Source organism: Brachyspira alvinipulli ATCC 51933 (assembly GCF_000518245.1).
Lineage (GTDB): Bacteria > Spirochaetota > Brachyspiria > Brachyspirales > Brachyspiraceae > Brachyspira > Brachyspira alvinipulli.
Window position 1 is genome coordinate 258,600 of sequence record NZ_KI912403.1, and the last position, 23,703, is coordinate 282,302.

Consider the following 23,703-nt stretch of genomic DNA (forward strand, 5'->3'; position numbering starts at 1 on the left):
AATTTATTATCAAAAAAAAATAATAATTATAAGGAGGTATTTATGACTAAAAAAACATTATTTATTTTATTCATTATGGCTATAGTTTCTGTATCTGCATTTGCATATTCAAGTTATGATTCTTATGATTCTTCTGATTCTTATGATTCACGCAAAAGCATAGCAGTAATAACATTTCAAGGTCCTAATGATATGGACAATGTATCATTATCTAATCTATTTGCAATAGAATTAGGTAATTATAAAGATATAATAGTAAGAAGCGGTAAATTTATAGACAGTTCTTTTCAAGACAAAGATAGAGACAGAGATCAAAACGAATATTACAGTTCATTATATTCTTCCAACTATGAGTACAGTGCCATAAAAATAGCTAAAGAACTTCGCAGTAATTATGTACTTATAGGACAAATAAATAAATTGGGAAAAACACATAAACTTATAGTAAGAGTTATAGATACAGATGGAAATCATATAGCTGGTTCACAAAATACATTTGAAAACATTTCAGATTTATCAGATTTAATACCAAGCATGTGCCAAAAAATAATAGAAAAGATCAATAATTCAAATAGTTAATATTAATTAAAGGAGAAATACATATTTAACTGGTATGGTTAATAATTTAATCATACCAGATTAAAAATAAAATTAATAGGAGTATTATTTATGTTAAAATTCTTACTAATGTTTATACTAATCGCTTCTTCCCTATTCTCAGAAACATTGATCATATCACCTTTTAAGGGACTTGAATATAATGACAATATAAGCATATCAGAAATGTTCAATGAGCATCTATCAAAAACTATAAAAACAATTAATTCGCAATTATTCGATTACAATTTTGGATTATTAGATATGAGAGACTATAATGAAATAATAATGAATGATGCTAAAGACTCAAATGCTGATTATGTACTATTTGGATATATAAGCAGAATACATAAGATAAACAAATTAAATATAAAAGTAGTTAATGTTAAATATGGTCATTGCATATACACATATTCTTGGTCTTTTCAATATATAGAAAAAATAGAAGCAGAAATATATAGAATTCATATTTATATAATTGAAAAAATATTAAATGATTCAAGTATTCAATTTTAAGGAGTTATTAATGAAAAGAATTATTGTATTAAAAATAATATTTATATGCTTTTATATAAATGCTTTGGCTGAAGTTCCAAATAGTATAAAAAAATTAGAAAAAAAATATATGAATAACGATGAATACTTATATTCTATAGGTGAAGGAGAAACTAGTGAAGAAGCAAAAATAAATGCATATATTAATATGGCAGATAAATACTTCTATATAGGTTTTAAAGCTGAAAGCATATTTTTGGAGCAATATAAAGAAAAAAATATGAATATAGCTTATATGCCATTTTTAGAAGAAAATTCCTATTTACAAAATTATGCTGAGATTTTTAATATAGAATTTGTAAAAGAAGAGTATAACGACAAAGAAAAAAAATATTATGTATTTTCTGCAGCAAATAAAGTACAGCTATATTCAATACTAAAAAACAAAATACTCAAAAATGAAAACAGCATTGAAGCATATAATGAACATTTATCATTTGAAAAAGATCATTTAAACAAATTTATGTATTTAGAAATTATATATATTCTATCAAGAAAAAACTATGTTTATAACAAACAAATTGAGGCCATGAATTTTAAATGTTTGAATCTTAATTATAAATATGATGATTTTCTATACAGATTAAAAGAAACAGAAACACAATTAACTTTTGCAATATCTGCAAATACAGGTATAGAAATAAATAAAGAAATAATGGATTTGTTATTTTATGGTATAAACCAATACGGTCTAAACGGAGCATCAAGCAGTAATGCCAATTATATTTTTAAGCTTAATATAATATTAACCCCTGTAGAGAACAGAACTATAAATAAAATAAAATATATAATGCAGTTTACTTTATCTATTTCAAGAAATGATGAGATTATACATACTTTTAAATTTAAAGATGATAAAGCTAACTATAAAAAAATAGGTATATCTGATTTAAAAAAAGCCCAAGATCAGGCTAGATATAATACAGCAAAAATATTAAAAGAAGAATTCGGTATACAATTAAAAGAATTCTTTAACAAAAAAATCAAAAATTTATAATTGGAGTGTTATCGATGAAAAAATTATTAATTATATTTATTATTTTGAATAGTTTGTATGCTTATAGTCAAACAAATGATAATAATGAGTCAGGAAATACAAAGAAAAAAATTGTTATAGCAGCATTTGAAATAGATTATAGTATAGAAACAATCAATTCTCAATTTTATAAAAATGTATTTACTAATTTATCTAAAATACTAATAAATGAACTTAGCAATGAAGAATATAATAACTTCATTATTGTAGATAAAGATATAGAAAATTACAGATATGACGAAGTTAATTATCAAATTGATAACTTAAATCGTGATAAAGCTAATAGTTTCAATATACCATATAATGCTGACTATATCATATTTAATAAAATATTAAAAAGTACTACAAATGAATATTTTATTATTAGTAAAATGATCAATATTGTAAACAACCAAATTTTTTTAAGTAAACGTGAAAGAATAGAAGACTTTGAACAGTTTACATCTGATCCAAATATAATATTACAAAAAATAAAATCTCTTGCCAAGAAAATATCACTAGGTTTATAAAATAAATTAATTAAATAAAAGGAGTATTATATGATAAAAAAAATATCTACATTATCAATATTATTCTTAATGTTTTTTGTAAATTCATTATTGGCAAATACTAATGATTACAAAAATTACAAAATAGCAATAAGACCTTTAAATTTTGATCCCAATTATGACACTTATATAGAGGAAATAATAGTAAGCGTATTAACTGATAACGGATTAAATGTTTTTAACAGAAATAAAAAAATAGATGAAATAATCGATAATGAGTATAAAGATATAAATGAGAATAATCCAGAAGCTAAATCTATTGATAAATCTATAATAACTCATGTTGTATCAGGAAATATCATCGAATTAAATGGTCAATATATATGTTCTCTATCTATAAAGAATATAGGAACATATAAATCCGAAAAATCTGTAACTAAAGTTTTATATGATTTAAGCTATGATAATGTAGTGAGACTTGCTTCATCTCTATATGAAGAAATAACAGGCTATAATGTAACAAGCCCTTATGATTCTGTATGCGAAATCAAATATTATAAAACTTCTTCTGTATCAAAAGAATTAGAGAATAACATCAACATAAAAAAGAAGAGCAGAGTACCAGCCATGGTTACAGGAATATTATTCTTAGCTTCAGGATTAGCTGGAACTATATATTCAACTTTTGAATTGGTAGATTGGCATTCCGAGATAGGAGGAAGTGCTGCAAATGAATACTATCTTTATAAAAATCCTAATTCATCCCTTTCAGGTTCAATACAATACAGAAAACTAACTTTATACAATGCTTGGAAAAAAGGAGAGATTAATACAAAACCTGATAATATGCCTTACTTTAATCCTGTAGGAAGCAGTATCATGCTAGGATCTTCTATTGCTTTAACTATAATAGGGCTTGGATTATTTGGATGGTCATTATCAGATCAAGATACTTCTTATTCCACATCAACAAGCAGCTTCAATATTACACCTACTATATTTGATGAGAACGGACTGTTTGATATGGGTGTACAAATGGCATTCAGTCATAAACTATAACTTACAAAAGGAGTACAATATATGAAAAAAAATATACTGCTTATAACTATTATAATGCCTTTATTATTAATACTATTTGCATCATGCACTGCAAACACTAAACCTAATATTTATCACTCTCTTATAACAATTAAAACTAGCTCTATAACTAATCCAGCATTGCCTATATCTGTTTATATTTCTAAAAGCAATGAAAATAGTTATGAACTTATGGGCATCTTACATATAATAAATATTCAGAAGAATATGACAGCAGCACAAAATCATACAATATAAACTTTTATTTAGATGAAGGAAATTATGATATAAAGTTTATTTGGTATATGGATCCTCAGGGCATTGAAAAAGAATATATATTAAAAAATGAGAGAATAGAAAAAGGTCAAAACTATAAATATGATCTAGAACAAATAATAAAATAATAAAAATAAAGGAGTAAATAATATATGAAAAAAATAATATCTAATATCAAATCAATAATTATAATATTAATAGTATTACATATTGCTGACATATTTATTCTTGGAAATACATTAAATATACCTAAAAGAGGAAAACAAATATTTAATAAAATTTCAGAATATGATACAAAATATTTTATAGATTCTATTAAAAATATAAAATATTATATAAACAACAATTTTGATAAATATAAATACAAATGGGAAAATATATCATCAGGCAAGGCTTTTATAGGAAGCGACGGCAAAGGAAAATACACTTTTGATGATAAAGGAGTACTGCATTTTAGTTCTGTTAAAAATACAGATGCATTTATGAAAGCTAATTTCAAATTAGTATATTTGGCAGATACAAATAAAGCGGTATTTGAATCAGAATTTCCAGAGTTTAACATTAAATATAATGGAAAAATACTATACCCCATAGAAATAAAAAATAATAAAATATATTTCTATGAATCTATAAATAAAAATGAATATTTACTTGCAATAGATAATATAGATTGGAAAAATCATTTTGACTTAGCTAATAGAATAAAAAAATAATATTACATATATAATTTATCTCTTACTTTTGATGCCCATTCTTTTTTATCATTTATTGAATCTTTAGATAATAGTAACTCATTAAAGGTATTTTTATATCCATCAGAAGTATCAGATAATTTTTCTATAATATCCAAAGCTTTATCAATATTGGATTCATTATCCATTAATATCTCTATTATATATAATGAAAGCATTCTCATTTCATTAAATGTTCCTTTTTTACCTATCATAAAACCATAACATCTTTCAAAATATTTAGTGTTAACCTCTTTATTATTATATTTATACAATAATAAAGTATATTCTTTTTGTATATCTACATCTTCCATTGAAGATAAATTGTATTTTATAAAATTTTTCTCATTAGAAATTAATAAAGCAGCAATTTCTTTTGATTTTTGACTTATTTTAAATGTATTGCAGTATCTTAAAAGCCTTATAACAAAAAACTTACATCCTTTATCTTTTTTATTATATTGAGATAAATATATATTAATTTTATCACCTAATTCACCGATATTTTCATCATCCTCTAATATTAAATCCAAATATTTTTGAGTATATTCTAAAAACTCTTCTTCATTTTTAGCACTTATAGCTAAATTTTGTAAATAACTATATTCTCTAATAATTTGATAATTATTATTTTCAAAATATTCTATTGATTTAAAATAAAAATCTTTAGCTTTTTCTAAATCATTTGTATCATTTGTAACATAATAACTGATATTATAGCTTTGTCCTAAAGTGCCATATAATTTTGCTCTATCTTCTGATTTTATATTATTATCATCTAAAGTTTCATTTAATGCTTTTATAGAATCTTGAGCATTATATTTATACCAATACACAATATAACTTATCGTATCAAATAATATAACCCTATCTTTAAACTCACTGCTATTTAAAGCATAATCTCTATAATTTTTATTATCTACTAAAACTTCATAAGCGTTTTTATCATCATCTGAATGATTAAAAACTGCCAATTTTTCTGTATTAATTGCAAATACTATTGCTTTATTCAAAGATATGTCATCTGTTAAAATATTTTTTTTAGCTAAAGATATTAAAATATCATAAGATTCTATAATATCATCATAATTATAAAGTGAATTAGATTCATACTCAATATTTTCCAAAATAGATTTTAAAGCTGCAACTATATATCTGATTTTTTTCCAATGCTTATCTTCTTTAAAATAATTTGCAATTTTTGAAAATATTTTTTCAGCATATGCTTTAGTGTTTATATTTTAATTATTTGAAAAATAAATCTTTCTAAATGTAATATATTTACTTAAAATATTAAAATAATCTTTTTTTTCTAGATATAAATCTATATCTTTACTAAAAGGATTATACTTAATTTTTAAATAACATAAATATAAAAATGTTGTAAATATCCCAGTGTCCATTCCATTACCATGTTTAAATGAATAAAACATATTACAAAAATAATCAGCTATAACTAAATCAGTATCTTTTGTAGCATTTGTTAAAGGAAGTATGGAATATTCTAAATTTTTACTATTCAACCCATAATTAATTTTTATTTTCTCTATTCCATCTTTTATAAATGGTTCTATATCCAATATTTCTAAATATCTAGTATTGGATAGATATCTCATATTTTGTTTTTTCCATTCATCTAATATATCATTTATATTTACTGCATTTTCTATAGAAGACATCAAAAAATTTTCAACATCTTTAAATTTAAAAGTAAGGCTTTTATATTTATCTTCATAGCTTCTTGATGAAAGTTTTATAATTAATAGCAATTTTTCTTCACTTAAATTAATTTTATCATCTGATATGATTTTATTTAATGTTTTAATTACTAAATCAGAAAGCAAATCAACATAATATTGTCTAGTAAAATCTATATTAAAAGGATTTTTTTCATATACATATATAAATTTTCCGCCATTTATTTTTATTAATCTAAATACATCATAAGTAATTGCTTTCTTTTTATTCTTTTCTAGTTCATTTCTATGCAATAAAGTATCATCAAATATTCTAAATTTATGTCTTAATATATCAAAATAATTTTTTGTAATATTATTCCATTTTCTCATATTAATATCATTAATTAAATATCCGCCTATTATAAATACATTCTCTCTATTATCATTAATATTGCCGCTTTCATCCATATAAAGATTGTATACCCTCAAATCAGAAAATAATAAATCCATTATTTCATATCTTACATTAATTTTATTACAGAATGAATATAATTTCTCCGAAGAAACAGAATGTTTGAAAATTGCAAGTAAATAAATCAATGGAAAATTATTATTTTCTATTTTAAGATTAAAAACTTCCTGCAAATACTTATCTATATAATTGTTTTCTTCATTATTTTTTTTATCTTTTTCTTTTAATACTATATCTGTAGCCTTATTTTTAAATAGTAAAAGATCTTCATCTGTTAAAGAATTTATAATTAATTTGTCATCTAATATATCAATATTTGATATGATTCTTTTTATGTTATCATCATCAATTTTATTTTCTTTAGCCTTAGTAAGTAATTCTAGTATATAACCTTTGCTATTATTATCTAAAATACTAAAAACATCTCTAAAAGTAATTAACTGTTTATTTTCAAAAAGAACAATATTTATAATATCTTTTTTAATATCAGATTCATCATCAAATAAATATATCAATGAAGAGAATAAATACATAAAAGGAAAATTAGAATTATCATTAATAATATTATCTAAGTTAACATCTAATAAGTTTTTAATATAATCCATTTTTTCATTTTCTTCTCTTATCTTTTTTTTACAAAATAATTTTTGTATTATATCCTTCACTATACCCAATTGAATTTCATCAAAATTATTAACTTTAATTTGGATATTAGTAATATTAATATCTTTAATTAAAGAGTCTATATATTCATTATGATAATCATATCTTTTTAATTCTATAAATAAATCTCTAATCTTTTTTTGTCTTCAGGATACAATATATCAAATAAATCTTCAAAAAATATTTTGTCTGTATTTTCAATAAATACAATATTATTTATTTTCTTTATAAATTCATCATTAAAATATTCATCAACATTACAAAAATAAAAAATAGATAAAATATAAGCAAATGGAAATAATTTATTATTATTTTTTATATCATCTATTATGGTATTTGGAATATTATAAATATATTTGTTGATTTCATCAAAAGTAATATTTTCATTATATTCTATATATTTATATAAATATTCTTTTAACAATATGTGTAAAAAATCAATCTGTTCCTCTGAAATATTATTTATCTTAAAATTATAACTTATCGTAGATTCTATATTAGAAATTATTTTCTCTAAATCAGTATTTTCATGGTTACTATTTTTAGCATTATGTACTAATTGTAATAATTCATTTTTAATATTATCATTGCTTATTATATCATTACAATATATAAATTTTTCATTATCAATTAACATATTAAGAATCCTCTAAATATTATATGATTTTCATATAATATAATAAATACATATAAAAACAAGTTAAATAATACTTGAAATAATATAAAAATTATATTAAACTATAAGTATATAATAATTAGTTCTTTTACATTTTATTTCTTGAATATAGATTAATTATTTTTTAGTTTGAATTTGAAATATGATATTTTTAATATCATCGAATCTATATTAATTTTAAGGAGATAAAATGAAGAACATCATAATATCAATAATATTTATTTGCAATAGTATTGCATTTTCTTATGACCTAGTTTCTATAATTAATGATTATAGATTCAAAAATGGAAGACTATCATTAAAACAAAGTTATGAATTAGATATAGCTACATCTAAAATGGCGGAAATGTATGCCAATGAAGGTACTTTGGATAATGATATGATTGGAGAAGCACTTTCAGATATCAATTTAAATATTACTTCTTTTGTAATTAGCAATATAGACGGATTCGATTCTTCTGATTCATTAGTAAAAATTTGTCTGCCTTCTAATGATTTTTTAGCTAATTATGATTATGCCTCAGTTGGAGTTTATAGGGTTGGAAATTATAATTATGTGGTAACTGCTATTTATAATGAAATTGATTATAATGCTGAAGTTGATAAAATATATGATTTAATAACATACAATAGGAATAATAATGGAGCTATAACAAAATTAAAAAGAGATAAAAATTTAGAAAAAATGGCAATGGCTAGAGCAAAAGAATTATTTGAAAACTATTCACATACGAGACCAAATGGAAAAGAATTCTACACAATAATGGAAGACTTGAATATAAAAAATTACTGGAATGGAAATGGAGAAAATATTGCTTATGGATATAAGGATGCCAAACATGTAATGAAAGGCTGGATGGAATCTAAAGGTCATAGAGAAAATATTCTTGATAAAAGATATACAAGTGTTGGAGTAGGATTATATATAAAAAACGGCTTAGCTTATTGGGTACAAATATTTGGAATAGATAATCCAAAATATAAAGATAATAATACTGAATATAATAAAAAAGACAATGAATATAATACTTATAATCAATATGATTCTTATCAAGACTATGATGAATACGAAGATCATTATAAAAATGATTCTTTATACTGAGTATTTGACAATACAATAAAATGATATTATACTTATTTACATATTTGCTTAATAGGAGGCGTGGTACAAAGTATCATCCGTCCCGATACCCTGTTGCTTATGCCTTAAAGAGTGGTTTTAATAAACTGTTTCTGGATATACAGGAAAGCGGGATTTCCACCAGCTACTGCAATAGTTTTTTAGGTCTCGATACCCTGTTGCTTATGGCTTAAAGAGAGGTTTTAATAAACTGTTTCTGGATATACAGGAAAGCGGGATTTGTATTGATTTTTAATCTCAGTCATGTAGTCTCGATACCCTATTCAAAGGACTGCGTGTGCCTTTGGCTATAAAAATTGCTAGTGCCTGCCTAACATTCGAAAGAATGGCATAAGTTATTAACTAGTAATTTTTTATTGATGATAAAATATAGGAAAGTGGGATTAATGGCTCTGTTAAGGTTCATAATCTTGGCATGGCTTTTTATATTTTAATTAGATTTTTTATATGATATATGTCTATTAATGATATTAAATTGTTTCTACATATAAATAATGTTTTATTAAAATTTGAAATTAACAATACATACCTAAACAACTATATTTTGTCAAAAATAAGTTTATATTTTTGTTTTTATATATGGGGCTTTGCCCCATACCCCAGTTCTTTTACGACCGAAGGAAGTACTGTAAGTATTGGTATAAGGCACAGCCCGCCTTCGGCGAGAACCTATATCCTCGACAGGCTCGGATACGCTTCGCGAACAACTGCATTTTTAACCTAAAATTAGGGTATTACACCATATTTAATAGATATTCTTAAATATAAAGTTCTAGTAATTGCGTTTTTTGCAACTTTTTTGTGCAGCAAAAAAGTTGATAAAATTTAGATAAAATCCATCAGTTAAGAAAGTTAAAAATTCTTAGTATATACCGAATATATACAACTGCAAAATAAATATGCATTATTTTTTATTGTATTTATTATTTTTTAGATATACATCTTTTAAAGATTTTTCTAAAGTTTTTTTCATAGCATCATCTAATATAGATATAGCAGACTTATAATTAAGTTCAGCACTTTCATCAAATAATCTTCCATGTGCCAACATATTTCTAACATTTATTATTTTTTCAGTTTCAGAATCATCAAAAGCAGAATTATTTTTATGATTATCTAAAACTCTTATTTTTTCTATATCTATATTATGTAAACTAACTAAATCTCTGAAATTGAAATATCCCTCTTCTCTTGTTAATTCATCTATTTGAGGTTGAGTATATATTTTATTTAGTGTGTATATAATATCAGCCTCTATGTTACAAATAAAATATAATAATTCTTTTTGAGCCCATACCAAAACTTTTACCATATCTTTTATATTATCTGCATTTAAAATATCTTTGCCAATCTCTGCAGAAACTTTAGGACATTTATTTTTTAATATATAATGAGAAGTAATCATTTTATAAGATTTAATGACATTAGTAAGACATTCCTGTAAATCTTTCTTTCCTCCAATTCTACCTTCTTCTTTTATTCTTGAAGCATCGAATATCCAATTTAAAGCAGAACGTATATCTTTTTTCATATAGTCTTTTATATTAATTTCAATGATAGGATTTAATTCCCATATTAAATTAAATTTTAAAGGGCTATTATCTGTTATATCCTCATAACTTTCTAATCTGAAATAAGAATTTCTATTTTTATTCATATTATTAACATATTGTAAAGATATATATGTTAATATCATTTCTTCTGCTATAATATTTCTAATTTCTTTATTTCTGTATTTATCTATTTTATTATTTTTAATATAATCATTATATATATCAACTAAATGAGGAGGAGTCATTTTTTCTTGTTCAAAAATTTTTGACAGTATATCAAATAAATCCGCATTTTTATTTTTAATATCATATTTAGTTTTTATATCATTCCATTGAAGTATGTCTGAAATTTCTTTGTTTTTCTCATTACAAGGAAGAAATGCAAATTTACTCCAAGTTTTAAAAAGTAAATTATCAGAATCGTTTTTTATTTCTTTATTTGGAATAGTAAATAAAGTAAAAGATTGATTAAGCATTTCAGATAAAGTATTACATCTAAGTACATTCTTTACTTTATCAGAAAAATTACGTGTATCAACTTTATATCTATGCATAACAGCAATGACATCATCATATACATTTCCAGTTCTATTATCTAATAAATATAAAACTCTAGTAAATTCATGGAAGAAAGCAACACTATCTCTGTTATGTAATTTCACATTTTTCATAGCACTTCTTCTAATAACTTTAATTATAAAAGAAGCCTGCTGATATCTATTCCAATTTTCACTTTTCTTTTTAATAGCATCAATTAATAATCTATCATTATTAACTTTATTAGTTTCTTTATTATTAGAAGCGGTACAATTATCTGATGCAGTAGTTTTTAATTTTTTGAATTCCACTCCACCATTAATTAAAATAGAAGTTATTAAGGCTCTTAAATTATGTCTGTTTAAACTGTATCTTTCTGCATTTTTTTTACTGTACACTATTTTATATATGGAATGTAATCCATTTTTTGAAGGCTTAACTTTTCTTCTCAGATCAAATAATATATCATCATTAGGCTCAATCCATATAATAGTATTTCCAGATATAGTCCAAGTATTATTTCCAAATTGACTTTTATATTTTAAAGATAAAAATTCAGCTGCATCTTTAATAAAAATATCTTCATTTCTAAACACATTAGTTAATAAAGGTATAATATTTTTATACTCAGTTTCCAAACGAGGTACAGGCTGTTCTTTTAATATTTCATCACGCCCTACTTTAGCATTATGCTCTTTAACATTTCTATTAAACTCTATTATACCATCAATTTTATTCTTATTGGCATTCGCTATTTCTTTGGCTTTAAACTCTCTTATTAAATCTTCAAATTCTTCAATCTTTGGAAAACTTGTTCTATAGCTATAGAATTTCAAAATCTTTTTATAAACTGCAAAGTCATTATTAACATCAATATCATTAATATTGAAATATGATAAGTTTTTTTTAAGTCTTCTTCCTGTAGTAGAAACTTCATTATTAACTATATATTCATTTTCTATTTGTTTTAAATATAATTCATCATCTTCTAAAGAAATACCTGGAACAAAAGTTTTATATCCACCTCTTAAAGAAAATGAAAGTATAAATTCCTCAATAAATTTTTTCAATTTTATTAAGTCCAAAATATCTTTTATATACTTACTTTCAACAAACATAGCCAATATTGATAAAGCATATATAAATGGTACATTGGCAAAATTTTCTCCCATTCTTTCAGCATTCATTTCCAATACTTTTTTTATATATTCATTTTTAATCTCAAATTTATCAGATGATAATTTTATACCTTCTTCTTTATTTTTTTCTTTTAATAAAGATTTTTGTTTATCATTGATTCCAAAAGCAGCCTTCATATTAAGTATTAAAAATGTAAATAAATCTCCTTGAAATTTTTTAAATTTACATCTTGAAAAAGTATCTTCTTTTACATTTTTATGCATCATTATATTTCTAAAATCTCTTAAAAATACTGCAGCCTCAGTAAAAGCATTATTGATTTTATACTCCAACACATTCTGTCTAATAAGCATATTATCTTCTTTGATAAATTCATCTTTATATTCTGAAGGAAGTTTTTCAAATCTATTTCTTATAACAACTGCAAAATCTTTTTTAAGATGTGATTTTTCATATTTAAATTGTTTATTTTCAACAATAAATGTAAGAAGCGGTATTAATAGTTTTTTAATTTTATTTTTATCTTTGTCATTGTGCTTCTTATCTTCTTTCAAAAAATAAGATAAATAATATATTTCATTGTTATTTCTATTATTGTTATTATTTCTATTGTTATTATTATTATTATTGCTGTCTACAGTATTTTCATCAGAATTAAATAATTGATCAAATGGATTATAAGTTTGAGAATCGGGTGTATATGAATATCTTTTTTTACTATGATTATTAGACATATAAAAATCCTTTAAGAATATGTAATTTTATTATATTATAAAAAATTATAAAATCAATGATATAAATTATAAAATAATATTAATACGTTATGATCATTGACATATTAATATTTAGTTGTTAAAATAATACAACTAACTAAATTACAGTTTCTATATGGGTTCGCCACCAGTCTCGATACCCTGTTGCTTATAGCTTAAAAAGTGGTTTTAATAAATCGTTTCTGGATATACAGGAAAGCGGGATTACCGGGATTTCTGTAATCTCTTGTGTGTCTTGATACCCTATTCAAAGGACTGCGTGTGCCTTAATAAAAAATTGTGAGTGCCTGGCATTCAAGAGAATAGCAGGAGCTTATTAACGAGCAATTTTTTATTTATGATAAAAATATAGGAAAGCGGGATTAATAGCTCTGTTAAGATTCAAAATCTTGGCAGGGCCTTTGTTTTTTTAAAGTTTGATATTTGTATTAGTGTTTTTGTATGAGATATACAATGATTTTGTTTCTTGATTTATATATTTTTAAGAATTGATTTTATGATATGTATTTGAAATTTAAAAATAAAAAACCGTTGGCATTCTATTAAGAATACCAACGGTAATTTTATACATAAGTAAATATTTTTTAAGTCTAATTAAGCAAGTGCCTTCTTAGCTACTTCAACTACTGCTTCAAATGCTTTATAATCTTCAATAGCTAAATTAGATAAAGCCTTTCTGTCTATTATAACATTAGCTTTTTTAAGTCCGTTAATGAACTTGCTGTAAGATATGCCTAAAGGTCTGCATGCAGCATTGATTCTTAAAGTCCATAAACGTCTCATCATTCTTTTTTTCTGTCTTCTATCACGATAAGCGTATTTTAAACCTCTTATTACAGCCTCTTTAGCCTGCTTCATTTGCTTGCTATGAGAACCATAATAGCCTTTAGCCATCTTTAATATTTTTTTAACCTTTTTCTTTCTTACTACACCGCTAACTGCTCTCATTTTAGTCTCCTTTATTATCTGCCATAAGGCATCAATCTAGGCATTTCAGCCATATTAGTGTCATCAGCTATTCTAGCTTTACGATACTTTCTTTTAGTATCTGGTCTTTTGTTCAAAAATTTGTGGCTACCAAATGCATGAGCAAATTTAACTTTACCGCTTTTAGAAAATCTAAAACGCTTTTTAGCACCGCTTTTTGTTTTTAACTTTTGTTTCATAAACTAATATCCTTTTAAAATTATATTTACTGTATGCTCAAACTATATGTATGATAAGTACATATAGGTAGTGGGCTTATTAAAAAATATTACTCCTCTGTATCTTCAGAAACTTCTTTCTTTGAAGAACTTTCAGAATCAGAAGAACTTTTTTTCATTTTTATAGGATTAAGTACTGCAGATAAATTTTTTCCTTCCAATTTGGCAGGCTTTTCTGTAGCAGCTTCATTCTCTAAATCCTGTATAATCTTTTCAATAAGGTCATAACCAAATTTAGTATGGGCCATTTCCCTACCTCTAAACATTATAGTAATCTTAACCTTATTGCCTTCATCTAAGAATTCACGAATATGCTTCATTTTAAAGTTATAATCATGTATGCTTATTTGAGGACGCATCTTGATTTCTTTAAGCTGTACTAACTTTTGTTTCTTCTTAGCTTCTTTACTCTTCTTTTGAATATCAAATTTATATTTACCATAATTGATAATCTTACAAACAGGCGGCTCTGCTGTAGGTACAATCTCCACCAAATCTGAGCCTTCCTCTTTGGCTAATGCTAAAGCATCTTTAATGCTCATTATACCAAGACTTCCCCTCTCATCATGCACAACTCTAACTTCTGGTGCAGTAATAAATTGATTAATTCTTTCTCCTTCTTTTTTTACTGTTGCCATATTATTTATCTACCTCATTTAGTAGTAAATATAGAATCATTCATTCTCTCCTTAAATTCTTTTTTGAGTTTCTCTATAAACTCATTTAAATCCATATCTTTAATTTCTTGTGAAGAGCGTGTTCTAACAGATAATTTTCCGCTGGAAACCTCTTCGGCTCCTATTATAACCGTATATGGAGTTCTTTGCAAGCGGTATTTCTTAATCTTAGTACCTAAATTTTCATTACCTTCATCAATTTCTACTCTGAATCCTGCATCTTTTAATGCCTTAGCTACTTCGTTAGCTCTGTCAATTTGAGGCTGTTCATTAAGTACATTAACTACAGCTACTTGTAAAGGTGATAACCATAATGGGAATTTACCATTATAATGCTCAACTAATATTCCTATAAAACGTTCCATAGAACCTAATATAGCTCTGTGAAGCATTACAGGAGTATGTTTCTTACCATCTTTACCTTCATAGCTAATCTCAAATCTTATAGGAAGTGAGAAGTCTACTTGTAAAGTACCACATTGCCAGTTTCTATCAAGAACATCTTTAATATTGAAGTCTATCTTAGGACCATAGAAAGCTCCGTCACCTTCATTAATTTTATACTTTATTCCAAGTTTATCTAAAGCATTAATTAATGATTTAGTAGCAAGCTCCCAAATCTCATCGCTTCCGATTGATTTAGCTGGTCTAGTAGAAACAAATATTTCAAAGTTCTCGAAACCAAAGTCTTTATATACAGATAAATAGTATTCAATAGTATTAATAATTTCATCGCCTAATTGCTCTTCAGTACAGAATATATGAGCATCATCTTGAGTGAAAGCTCTTACTCTAAAAAGTCCATGCAAAGCTCCTGAAAGCTCATGTCTATGAACAAAACCTAATTCAGCAACTCTTAAAGGCAAATCTCTATAACTATGTATGTTAGAATTATAAACAATCAAACCGCCTGGGCAGTTCATTGGTTTTACAGCATATTTAGTTTCATCAATTTCTGTAAAATACATGTTTTCTTTATAATTATCCCAGTGTCCGCTTCTATGCCATAATTCTTCATTAAGAATGGCAGGAGTTTTTATTTCAACGTATCCACGTTTATCATTTTCATTTCTAATATATGATTCAACAGCTTTATAAATAACCATTCCTCTAGGATGCCAGAAAGGAAAACCAGGACCTTCATCATGGAAACTAAATAAATTTAATTCCTTACCTAATTTTCTATGATCTCTTTCTTTAGCTTCTTGCAATTTTTTTAGATATTTATCTAAAGATTCTTTGCTTTCAAAAGCTGTACCATATATACGAGAAAGCATTTTATTATTAGAATCACCTCTCCAATAACTTCCTGCAACAGACATCAATTTATAAGATTTCAAATATCCTGTAGAAGGAACATGAGGTCCACGGCAAAGATCTATAAAATCGCCTTGTTCATAAAAAGATACTGTATCAGCATCTATCCCTTCTATAATTTCAACTTTATAAGGTTCATTAGCTTTCTTGAAATATTCTATAGCCTCATTTTTATTCATCACTTTTCTTATTACAGGTATATTTTCTTTGATGATTTTTTTCATTTCATCTTCGATTTTTGGTAAATCTTCTTCAGTGAAAGGCTTTTCTGCATCAAAATCATAGTAGAAACCATCTTTAATAGCAGGACCTATAGTAACCTGAGTATTAGGATAAAGTCTTCTAACTGCCTGAGCCATTAAGTGACTTGTAGAGTGTCTTAATATTTCAAGTCCCTCATCTGAGGTGGTAAGTATCAATTCTAAATCGCCGTCTGTTTCAGGCGTATATGTAAGGTCAACTTGTATTCCATTAAACTTAGCTGCTACTGCATCTTTGGAATCTTTTTTAGCATTTTGTTTAAGGAAGTCTAATAAAGACTCTCCTTTAGACAAGTCATAAGACTGTCCTAAATAATTAATTTTTGACATTATAACACCTCTTGAATTGATACTTTTATTTGCAAAACTTTTGCAAATATTTAGAGCCATTATAACATACATACAAACAATAGTCAACAAATGAACTATAAAATAATTATTTATAGCATAGATTTTTTACTCACTGCTTTGGCATTACAATACAAAAATACGCATATCAATTTTAATAAATTTATATTATAGCAATAAATTGAGTTATAATTTACTAATCATCTGCTCGTTTATCAGTTAAATTATTTATTATTCTTGATATTCATTTTTTATAATTATTTCTATGCTTCGTGATTTTATTAATACCATTTTTTATTATTGCTAGTGATAAACTCGCCCATTATTAGCTGACAACTTCCTTCGTCAGTTATCAGCTGCTCGTTTATCACTTTAAACTACTTCTTATTTTTTACATTCATCTTCTTATAATTATTTTTATGCTTCGTGATTTTCTTTAATGCCATTTTCCTGTCTTTTTTTATCTCTATAGAAGTTTTTTGAAGTTCTCTATTTTCATTAAGCAGAGTTATATAAGCATCATATCTTTCATAAGGTATTTCATCATTTTCAAGTAATTCTAATATATAACAATCAGGTTCATGCTGATGAGTGCAGTCTTTAAACTTACATTTTTTAGCATACTCTTCCAAATCTTCAAAAGTTTTCTTTATTCCTTTGTTATCTTCCCATAAACCTAAATTTCTTAACCCCGGAGTATCTATTACAACACCTCCGCTGTCTAATACTAAAAGCTCTCTATGAGTTGTGGTATGCATTCCTTTAAAATCATACTCTCTTACTTCCTGAGTTTTCATCTTTTCATCTTTTAAAAGATAATTGATAATAGTAGATTTTCCTGCTCCTGAAGCTCCTATAAATACTGATGAAGTATCTTTCTTAATATATTTTAGAAATGTATCAGCATTCTTTCCTGTTTTTGAACTGTAAGCAAATGCTGTTTCATTAGGATAAGTTTCTTTTATAGTCGCTAACAATTCTTTATACTCAGCATCTTCATATAAGTCTATTTTACTTATAGCAATTATTGGTTTAATTCCAGAAGTATGAACAACTGACAAATATCTTGCTATAGCAGACATAGGCATCTCATTATCAATACCTACTATAATAAAAGCATAATCAATATTGCTTACTATAGCCTGAATATCATTTTTTTTAACATTAGCTTTTCTATACAAAATATTTTTTCTAGTGAGAATTGTATCAATAAAGGCGTTATTATCAGACTTTTTCATTAAAACCCAATCGCCTACAACAGGAAGCTCGCTTTGTACTTCTGAATTATATCTAATCTTACCCTTTATTCTAGCTAAAAACTCGCCTTCATCAGAAAAAAGAGTATAATATCTTTTATTAATTCTTATTACTCTTGCTGGAATAAGTTCTTCTTTATTAATTTCATCTAAAGAATTAATATTTAAACTCTTAAGTGCTAATTTCTCAAAATATTCATCGAAACCTATATCTTTTATTTTCAATATTTTTATCCCCAAATAAAATATACAGCAATATAATACTAAATATAAAAGTTTTGTCAATTTAATTATTTATAATAGATATTGAATAAAAAATTATTTATATTATAATATTCAAATAATTTTATGGATATTTAATATGGTTAATTTACTACTTGCTATTATGTATTTATCATTTATCAGTTTGGGACTTCCGGATGCCCTTCTTGGTTCAGCATGGCCTACTATGCATAAAGAATTGAATGTGCCTATTTCTTATGCTGGTATAATATCAATGATTATATCAGCAGGAACTATAATTTCTAGTTTGCAAAGTGACAGATTAACTAAAAGATTCGGAGCTGGAAAAATAACTGCATTCAGCGTAGCCATGACAGCTATAGCACTTTTTGGTTTTTCTATTACTCATTCATATATATTTTTATGTGTTTGGGCTATACCTTATGGATTAGGGGCAGGAAGTGTAGATGCTTCTTTAAATAATTATGTAGCACTTCATTACAAAAGCAAACATATGAGCTGGCTTCATTGTATGTGGGGAATAGGTGCAACTACTGGACCGTATATAATGGGATATGCTATCACTAATAGTAATTGGAATGCAGGATACAGATATATATCAATAATACAGATAGTACTAACTGCCATTTTATTTTTGAGCCTTCCTTTATGGAATAAAAATGATGAAGAAAATAAAGAAAAAATAAGTACAAAAGCTTTAAGTTTGAAAGAAATAATAAAAATACCCGGTGCCAGAGAAATTATGATATGCTTTTTTTGTTATTGTGCTCTTGAAGCTACAACAGGATTATGGGCAAGCAGCTATTTAAATCTATATAAAGGTGTTGATATAAAAACTGCAGCTTCATTTGGAAGTTTATTTTATATAGGCATCACTGTTGGAAGAGCTATATCGGGATTTATAACAATGAAATTAAATGATAATCAAATGATAACTTTAGGCGAGTTATTAATTTTAATAGGTATTATATTAATGATTATTCCTGCTGTAAATATTGTATCTTTAATAGGATTTATAATTATAGGTCTAGGATGTGCACCAATATACCCTTCTATAATACACTCAACTCCATATAATTTTGGAGCAGAAAATTCTCAGGCTATAATAGGGGTACAAATGGCTAGTGCTTATATAGGTACTCTTGCAATGCCTCCGTTATTTGGCTACATTGCAAATCACATATCAATATCATTATTACCATTCTATTTGATATTAATTTTAATATTGATGTTTATCATGCATAAATTAATGATAAAAAAGACTATAAAAAATAAAAATATAGATGCATAATAAAAATCATGCATCTATATTTTCACAACATTATAAATATCAAATCAATGTTCGCATCCACAATTACAATTAGTTACTTTAATATCACAGGCTTCTGTATTGACATTTATATTTTCCTGTTTTTCACCTAAAGGATAAAGCAGTCTTAAAGCATTAAGAACAACTATAACAGTAACTCCTGTATCAGCAAATATAGCTAACCACATAGAAGCAAGTCCTAAAGCTCCTAATATAATAGCTCCAAATTTAATAACTAATGCTAAAAGTATATTTTGCAAAACTACTATATGATTTTTCTTAGCTAATTTTATTGCAGCGGCAACTTTTGAAGGCTTATCATCCATAATAACAACATCAGCATTTTCTATAGCAGCATCGGAACCAAGTCCGCCCATAGCAATACCTATATCAGCACGGGCAAGAGAAGGAGCATCATTTATACCATCACCTACGAATATTGAAGCCTTAGAATCTTTCATCATTTCTTCTAATACAGTTACTTTGTCTTCAGGCAAACAACCTCCTTTAAATGATTGTATATTCATCTCTTTTGCAAATGCTTCTACTCTGTCAACATTATCACCACTTATTAATGCAGTTTTTATACTCATTGAATTTAATAAATCAATAGCTTCTTTAGTATCATCTTTCACGCTATCATCAATGAAAAATCCGCCGGCATATTTTGAGTCTACAGCAATATGAACATTAATATTTTCTTTAATTTCTAATATTTCAACATTATTTTGTTTTAATAAATCGAGTCCTCCTATCAATATATTTTTATTTTCCACTATTGATGAAGCACCTTTTCCGCTTATATCTTTATGACTCGAAATTAAACTGTCATTTACAACACCATTATGATGATTCTTATAATGCTCAACTATTGATACAGCAATTGGATGGGAAGAACCTGTTTCAGCATAAGCTGCATATTTAAGTAATGTTTCATCATCGTATACACCAGTATTATATATCTCTCTTATAGAAAATTCACCTTTAGTAAGAGTTCCTGTTTTATCAAAAATAACCTTATCAACTTTAGCAAGTAAATCTAAAAATATACCACCTTTAACCATTATTCCAAATTTAGAAGCTCTTCCTATAGAAGCAAAATATGTTAAAGGAATACCAACCATAAATGCACAAGGACAAGACACAACCAACAGAGTCAAAGAACGTTTGAACCAATTATCAAAAACTTCTGTACCGTATATTATAGTAGGTATCACAGTAAGGAAAATTGCACCGAATACCACTATAGGGGTATATATTCCTGCAAATCTGCTTATAAATTGCTCAATATTAGCTTTTCTATTTTGTGAATCCTGAACAAGTTTTAATATTTTAGCTATAGAAGATTCAGAATATCCTCTTATAACTTTAGCCTTAATAGTATTATCTCCGTTTATAGTTCCAGCTAAAATTTCATCATTAACTTTAACACTTCTAGGCATACTCTCACCTGTCAAAGCTTTAGTATCAATCCAACTTTCACCTTCATATATAACAGAGTCAAGAGGCACTTTCTCAAACGGATTTATTATTATACTATCATTGATATGTACCTCAGATATGTCAACTTTTTCAACATTTCCATTAGCTCTTATAATATTTGCTGAATCTGGTCTTATTGCCATCAATGCTGCTATTGTTCTCTTAGATTTATCAACTGCCATATCTTCAAAGTACTCACCTACCCTATAAAACATAAGTACAGCCAAAGCCTCAGGAAGTTCATGAAGTATAATAGCTCCAACTGTAGCAATACTCATAAGAAAACTTTCACGCATAAACTTTCCCTTAATAAAATCTAAAGCAGCATTTTTAAATACTTCTCTTCCTAAAATCAAATATGGTATAAAGAAAATAATATATTCTATAGTACCATGTATATTGTTATGTAAAGTGTATAATAATATTAATACTATAAGTCCTAGCAAAATTTCTAATAAAAATAAAAGTCTTTCTTTATTCTTTAACATGTTCATACCCCCAACTATAAATTTTTTCTATATGCTCATCATCTAATCTATAAAATACATGAAGCCCGACTTTTCTTTTCTTTACTACCCTAGCCTGCCACAGCATCTTTAAATGCTGAGATACAGATGGCTGCTTCATATCAAGCAATGATGATAATTCATGCACACATAATTCCTTCTCACTCAGGGCAGATATTATCTTTAATCTTGTAGGATCAGAAAACACAGAAAAGAAATCAGCTAAAAGAGAAAACTCTTCATCATTTGGAAGTCTAGGTATAAATGATGATATACTGCTATCAGTTATGTTAACTTCGCAGTCATTATCTAAGTCTTTATTTATAAACTCTTTTTCATCAATATTTTGTAATTTATTTTTCATATTACCAACTTTATATAAGTATATTATAATATAATAATATATTTATATAATAATTAAGTCAATAATTTTTTTAAAAATTTAATTTGAAAATAAAAAAATTGTGTAAAGAAGAAAGTAAACATTATTTAATAAAAAAATATTTTTTTAGAAAAAAGATAAATAAAGATTACATATGAAAATATTTTTTAATATTTTATTTACAACTATAAAATTCGATTTGAGATATAAAAACATGAAAATATTTATAAATAAAAATTAATACTAATCATTAAAAATAAATATTTTCTATAATATGTTTTCAATGATTAAAAAAAATTAAAAAAACAAATATTTTTATCATAAAAAAAAGATTTGAGTATTGACATAAAAAATAAAGAACTCTAGCATTTAAGTATGATAAAATTAGAAACATTAATAAAAAAGTTAAAAACAATATTTGTAAAGTTAGATTACACTAAAAGTAAAAAAATATTTTACGTAAAAAACAATATAGTATCAGTTAATTATATTGATTTTCCAAAGAATAATATATTTATTTTCTGCAAATAAAAGTTTTGAATTCTTATAATTAATGTTTCTAAAAAAATATTTAATCAAGAAATAAACATTAGCAATAGTGTTTATTATAAAAAATTATTTAAAGGAGTTCATATGAACAAAAAAATTTTATCATTATTTTTAGTTGTTGCTGCCTCAGCTATTTTAGCTATAAGCTGTAACAACAAATCAACAAACCCTACTGCAGCTGGAAACGACAAAGAATTATCTAATGCTGATCTTGTAAATGCTTTAAAAGGTCTTGGAAAAGTTGGAGATGCTAGTAAGACAGGAACATTTGATTTTTCTGCAATTACATCTGTAGATGGAGGAACTGTAAAAGAAGAAATAACAGGAAGCGATAATAGCGGTGGAAACACTTCAAAAAGCGAATTAGAGAAAAAACTAGGAGAAGCTTTTGCTAAATTATCTGATAAAGGTTTTAAAGTAACATCAGACTATAGTACATTAAAAAGTGCTGGAAATGATGAAAATACAGTTTCACTTTCTTTAAATGTTACTCCTAATGCTGGCTTTAAATTTGGACAAGAATTAAATAGCACTTTAAAAAGTGGAAAATTGATTTTAAAATTAAAACCTCAATCATCAAAAAACTGGAACTAAAAATATAGCAGAAGTATGTTTATAATATAATAACATAGCTGCCATACAAAAAATTGAATAAAATAAGCGGTATGAGCATAAATAAAATATGCTCATACCATTATAAAAAAACATAAGAGAAATTAATAAACTATTTAAGATTTTTCATAAGAGATAACTAAAAAATTAATAAATGATAAAA

General features: G+C 25.4%; 21 protein-coding genes. 10 read left to right on the forward strand and 11 right to left on the reverse strand.

What is annotated here, in order from left to right; all coding sequences use genetic code 11:
- The first annotated feature begins 42 nt into the window (after positions 1-42).
- The 7 genes from T324_RS0108630 (at position 43) to T324_RS17040 (ending at position 4,742) form a co-directional block, all read left to right on the forward strand.
- On the forward strand, positions 43-579 hold the full coding sequence (locus tag T324_RS0108630) for a hypothetical protein (protein WP_028329882.1): 537 nt from the start codon (positions 43-45) through the stop codon (positions 577-579).
- A gap of 90 nt (positions 580-669) precedes the next feature.
- Positions 670-1,113 (forward strand): hypothetical protein, encoded by a 444-nt coding sequence (locus T324_RS0108635; RefSeq protein WP_028329883.1) that lies wholly within the window; start codon positions 670-672, stop codon positions 1,111-1,113.
- A gap of 10 nt (positions 1,114-1,123) precedes the next feature.
- Positions 1,124-2,149 (forward strand): hypothetical protein, encoded by a 1,026-nt coding sequence (locus tag T324_RS0108640; protein ID WP_028329884.1) that lies wholly within the window; start codon positions 1,124-1,126, stop codon positions 2,147-2,149.
- 14 nt (positions 2,150-2,163) lie between these two features.
- Entirely contained in the window at positions 2,164-2,697 is a 534-nt protein-coding gene (locus T324_RS0108645; RefSeq protein ID WP_028329885.1) for a hypothetical protein, read from the forward strand.
- 30 nt (positions 2,698-2,727) lie between these two features.
- Positions 2,728-3,735, forward strand: coding sequence for a hypothetical protein (locus tag T324_RS0108650; RefSeq protein ID WP_028329886.1), 1,008 nt, complete (start codon positions 2,728-2,730; stop codon positions 3,733-3,735).
- Positions 3,736-3,756: 21 nt separating this feature from the next.
- Complete coding sequence (locus T324_RS0108655; protein ID WP_028329887.1) at positions 3,757-4,011, forward strand: hypothetical protein; 255 nt, start codon at positions 3,757-3,759, stop codon at positions 4,009-4,011.
- Positions 4,012-4,181: 170 nt separating this feature from the next.
- Entirely contained in the window at positions 4,182-4,742 is a 561-nt protein-coding gene (locus T324_RS17040) for a hypothetical protein (RefSeq protein ID WP_038375153.1), read from the forward strand.
- 2 nt (positions 4,743-4,744) lie between these two features.
- Here T324_RS17040 and T324_RS0108670 read toward each other — a convergent pair whose 3' ends face one another.
- From T324_RS0108670 to T324_RS0108680, 3 genes are all read right to left on the reverse strand, one after another.
- Complete coding sequence (locus tag T324_RS0108670) at positions 4,745-5,887, reverse strand: hypothetical protein (protein ID WP_028329888.1); 1,143 nt, start codon at positions 5,885-5,887, stop codon at positions 4,745-4,747.
- A gap of 114 nt (positions 5,888-6,001) precedes the next feature.
- Positions 6,002-7,576, reverse strand: coding sequence for a DUF3800 domain-containing protein (locus T324_RS0108675; RefSeq protein ID WP_028329889.1), 1,575 nt, complete (start codon positions 7,574-7,576; stop codon positions 6,002-6,004).
- A gap of 113 nt (positions 7,577-7,689) precedes the next feature.
- Positions 7,690-8,211: a hypothetical protein gene (locus tag T324_RS0108680; protein WP_028329890.1), complete on the reverse strand. Its 522-nt coding sequence runs from the start codon at positions 8,209-8,211 to the stop codon at positions 7,690-7,692.
- Between the two features lie 229 nt (positions 8,212-8,440).
- On the opposite strand from T324_RS0108680, the gene T324_RS17735 reads away from it, so the two are divergent.
- A complete protein-coding gene (locus tag T324_RS17735) occupies positions 8,441-9,352 on the forward strand; it encodes a CAP domain-containing protein (RefSeq protein WP_051436824.1) in 912 nt (303 codons plus the stop codon).
- Positions 9,353-10,295: 943 nt separating this feature from the next.
- Here T324_RS17735 and T324_RS0108690 read toward each other — a convergent pair.
- The 6 genes from T324_RS0108690 to rsgA all read right to left on the reverse strand — a co-directional run bounded on the left by T324_RS0108690 (position 10,296) and on the right by rsgA (position 18,682).
- On the reverse strand, positions 10,296-13,355 hold the full coding sequence (locus T324_RS0108690) for a hypothetical protein (RefSeq protein ID WP_028329891.1): 3,060 nt from the start codon (positions 13,353-13,355) through the stop codon (positions 10,296-10,298).
- 633 nt (positions 13,356-13,988) lie between these two features.
- Positions 13,989-14,342 carry a 50S ribosomal protein L20 gene (rplT, locus tag T324_RS0108695; RefSeq protein ID WP_028329892.1) on the reverse strand — a complete coding sequence of 118 codons (354 nt, stop codon included), beginning with the start codon at positions 14,340-14,342 and terminating at the stop codon, positions 13,989-13,991.
- A gap of 14 nt (positions 14,343-14,356) precedes the next feature.
- Positions 14,357-14,560 (reverse strand): 50S ribosomal protein L35, encoded by a 204-nt coding sequence (gene rpmI, locus T324_RS0108700; RefSeq protein ID WP_028329893.1) that lies wholly within the window; start codon positions 14,558-14,560, stop codon positions 14,357-14,359.
- An 89-nt stretch (positions 14,561-14,649) separates the two neighbouring features.
- A complete protein-coding gene (gene infC / locus T324_RS0108705; RefSeq protein ID WP_028329894.1) occupies positions 14,650-15,237 on the reverse strand; it encodes a translation initiation factor IF-3 in 588 nt (195 codons plus the stop codon).
- A 14-nt stretch (positions 15,238-15,251) separates the two neighbouring features.
- A complete protein-coding gene (gene thrS, locus T324_RS0108710; RefSeq protein ID WP_028329895.1) occupies positions 15,252-17,183 on the reverse strand; it encodes a threonine--tRNA ligase in 1,932 nt (643 codons plus the stop codon).
- 395 nt (positions 17,184-17,578) lie between these two features.
- Positions 17,579-18,682, reverse strand: coding sequence for a ribosome small subunit-dependent GTPase A (rsgA, locus tag T324_RS0108715; protein WP_028329896.1), 1,104 nt, complete (start codon positions 18,680-18,682; stop codon positions 17,579-17,581).
- A 136-nt stretch (positions 18,683-18,818) separates the two neighbouring features.
- Here rsgA and T324_RS0108720 point away from each other — a divergent pair, with 136 nt between their 5' ends.
- Positions 18,819-19,991: an MFS transporter gene (locus T324_RS0108720; protein WP_028329897.1), complete on the forward strand. Its 1,173-nt coding sequence runs from the start codon at positions 18,819-18,821 to the stop codon at positions 19,989-19,991.
- 44 nt (positions 19,992-20,035) lie between these two features.
- On the opposite strand, the gene T324_RS0108725 is transcribed toward T324_RS0108720, so the two are convergent.
- Together T324_RS0108725 and T324_RS0108730 are read right to left on the reverse strand one after the other, a co-directional pair.
- Positions 20,036-21,979 (reverse strand): heavy metal translocating P-type ATPase, encoded by a 1,944-nt coding sequence (locus T324_RS0108725; protein ID WP_028329898.1) that lies wholly within the window; start codon positions 21,977-21,979, stop codon positions 20,036-20,038.
- A complete protein-coding gene (locus tag T324_RS0108730; protein WP_028329899.1) occupies positions 21,966-22,361 on the reverse strand; it encodes an ArsR/SmtB family transcription factor in 396 nt (131 codons plus the stop codon). The genes T324_RS0108725 and T324_RS0108730 overlap by 14 nt, the downstream gene beginning before the upstream one ends.
- 651 nt (positions 22,362-23,012) lie before the next feature.
- On the opposite strand from T324_RS0108730, the gene T324_RS0108740 reads away from it, so the two are divergent.
- A complete protein-coding gene (locus T324_RS0108740; RefSeq protein ID WP_028329900.1) occupies positions 23,013-23,522 on the forward strand; it encodes a hypothetical protein in 510 nt (169 codons plus the stop codon).
- The last annotated feature ends 181 nt before the right edge of the window (positions 23,523-23,703 follow it).